General features: G+C 38.1%; 2 protein-coding genes. One reads left to right on the plus strand and one right to left on the minus strand.

The window, feature by feature from the left end:
- Positions 1–354: 354 nt before the first annotated feature.
- A complete protein-coding gene (locus IQR33_RS05840; protein ID WP_193837686.1) occupies positions 355–1,266 on the minus strand; it encodes a DMT family transporter in 912 nt (303 codons plus the stop codon).
- 93 nt (positions 1,267–1,359) lie between these two features.
- On the opposite strand from IQR33_RS05840, the gene IQR33_RS05845 reads away from it, so the two are divergent.
- A complete protein-coding gene (locus IQR33_RS05845; protein ID WP_033906526.1) occupies positions 1,360–2,265 on the plus strand; it encodes a LysR family transcriptional regulator in 906 nt (301 codons plus the stop codon).
- Positions 2,266–2,419 lie beyond the last annotated feature (154 nt).

A 2,419-nucleotide genomic window follows, 5' to 3' on the forward strand; every position in this document is an offset into this window, starting at 1 on the left:
GCATTGATTGATTTGCGATATGCGTAACTTAACCAGTTCCCATATGATCATGTTCATGGTTTCTGATTGGCTAAATTGTTCATGGAAGTAAGCCTCCTGAGCGTATAGGATTTCTATTGCTTTTGGCGCTACTTCAATATAGTTGAGTCGTTTCTTCATGGTCATTCTCCTCTGTTTTTTACATAGTAAAAAACGCTCTTAGCAAAAGATTGAAGATTTTCGACATGTACTCAATAAAGTTAGATAAAAGAGTGAACGACGAAAGCGAAAAGTGTACCTATTGGAAACCAAGAAAACTTATGCCAATTAACAAAGTATTGCTCTAAATAATGGACTTAAGGTTGGCGTCTATTTTTACTCCACCACCTTCCGTAAACGAGCAAAAGGTGCTGAGTTACCTATATACACACCAGCCGCAACGATAAAGACGCCTAAAACATTTTCCCATTGAGCCTGCTCACCAGAAATGAACGAAATCAGTAGAGTGAATACCGGCATAATATTAAATAATGGAGACATCTTATCTGGACCAAGAACGATAGCGCCTTTCATCCAAAAGTAATAAGCAATCAAAGTTCCAAACAGGCTCATGTAAGCTATTAATGCTAGGTCTTTAAATGTTATGGCATTTAAGCTACGGCTAAAGTCGCCGTGGTACATCGCTATAGCGACCATTTGAATGGCACCAATACTTAACACCCAACGTAACTGCTGAGTTACTGGGATATGAGATGTTAAACGCTTCGCTAGAATTGTGTATAAACACCCACTAATTAAAGCAAATAACATGTATAGATCACCAATATTACTATTGCTGCTAATAGAATGAATATTTCCCCCTGTAATGACGATTACCACTCCACAAAAACTGATTAGTGCACCTAAAATAGTTTTAACCGAAATGGAAGTCTTGAGAATAAAGCCCGACAACAAGATAGTGACAAGTGGTAGGTTTGCCTGAACAACCGCTGCGTTAACTGGGGTAGTAAATCTCATTGCAGAGAAAATAGAGAAGTTTTGGATAGTTACACCCACGGTTGCTATAACAAACAACGACAACATACTTTTTCGTGTGAGTTTGGCTCCATATGGAGAGCGTTTAGTACCTCTTATCATTAAGAGTATTAAAGCTGCAACGGAAAATCGTAACGTCGCTGAATCCAAAGGAGAGACATCGCTATTAATAGCCTTTATTACGTTAAAGTTACTAGACCAAAAAAAGATAGCGACAACAACACCGCACCAAATTGATAAATGCTTAGACATAGATCTTCCTGATAAAAATTAACTTGACGCGATAATGCTATATATTTCATATTTGATTTTTAATAGCCAAATTTAAGAGGGTTAATCCCAAATATGGAACGTCACTCTTTGGATGACCTTTTGTTATTCGTTTCTGTTGCTCGCTATCAAAGCCTAACACAAGCATCTGAGCGTCTTAATGTCCCGTTAGCCACGCTAAGCCGGAAGTTAAAAAGGCTGGAAATAAACTTAAATTGCAGACTATTTAACCGCAGTGCACACCACTTTGCGTTAACAACTGATGGCGAAAAATATTATCAACTCTGTGAGCCGTTACTTCTTAGCTTAAATAATGTGACATCGAGAATTGCGACTGAGCGTCAGTCTTTAAGCGGAACGATCAAAATATCAGCGCCAATTAACATGACACAGATGTGGTTAAAGCGGTGCGTTTATGAATTTGCAGAGCAACATCCGAAGATATGTATCGATTTAGATGTACAGAATGAAAAAATCAATCTTGTATCTAACCGTGTCGATGTTAGTTTTCGTCTTGGTGATCTTATTGAACAAGACTGGATTGCTCAGAAATTATGGTCGATTCCATTTGCGCTTTGTGCATCACGAAGCTATTTAGAACAACACCAACCGATTACCCATCCAGAACAACTTGTTCATCATCGCCTAATTACGGTAAACAACGACAGCCAATGGAAATTAGTTAATCAAATCACCAATGAAACATTTGATCATCCGCTAAAGTTTCAATTCACTTCAAATGATGTACTGCTAGTTAGAGACGCCGTCATCCATGGTTTAGGAATTGCGTGGATTCCAACCTATTACTTTCATGAGCTAAATCATGATCAACATAACCTGCTGCCTTTGTTGCCAGAATGGCAATGCTCGGGTAAAGAAGTATTCATTATGTATCGAGACCGCGATAAAAGGCCTGCAAGAGTTGATGCATTTATTGAACATGTCTTAAATTGGAAAAATCGCATTCAAATGTTTGCTTGAAAGAGGTTTATCACATTGTGCTGTGCCGGTAACCTCAATTGAAGCTTCATGACTCTGCTTCAATTGAGTTCATTTATTTAACCTCTAAAAGAATCATGAATACATAGGCAGTTAATGGGATTCGAGTTTACAAGTGATTCGGTCAGCTAAAACT

This window comes from Vibrio sp. OPT46, from assembly GCF_015163535.1.
In the GTDB taxonomy this organism is placed as follows: domain Bacteria; phylum Pseudomonadota; class Gammaproteobacteria; order Enterobacterales; family Vibrionaceae; genus Vibrio; species Vibrio alginolyticus.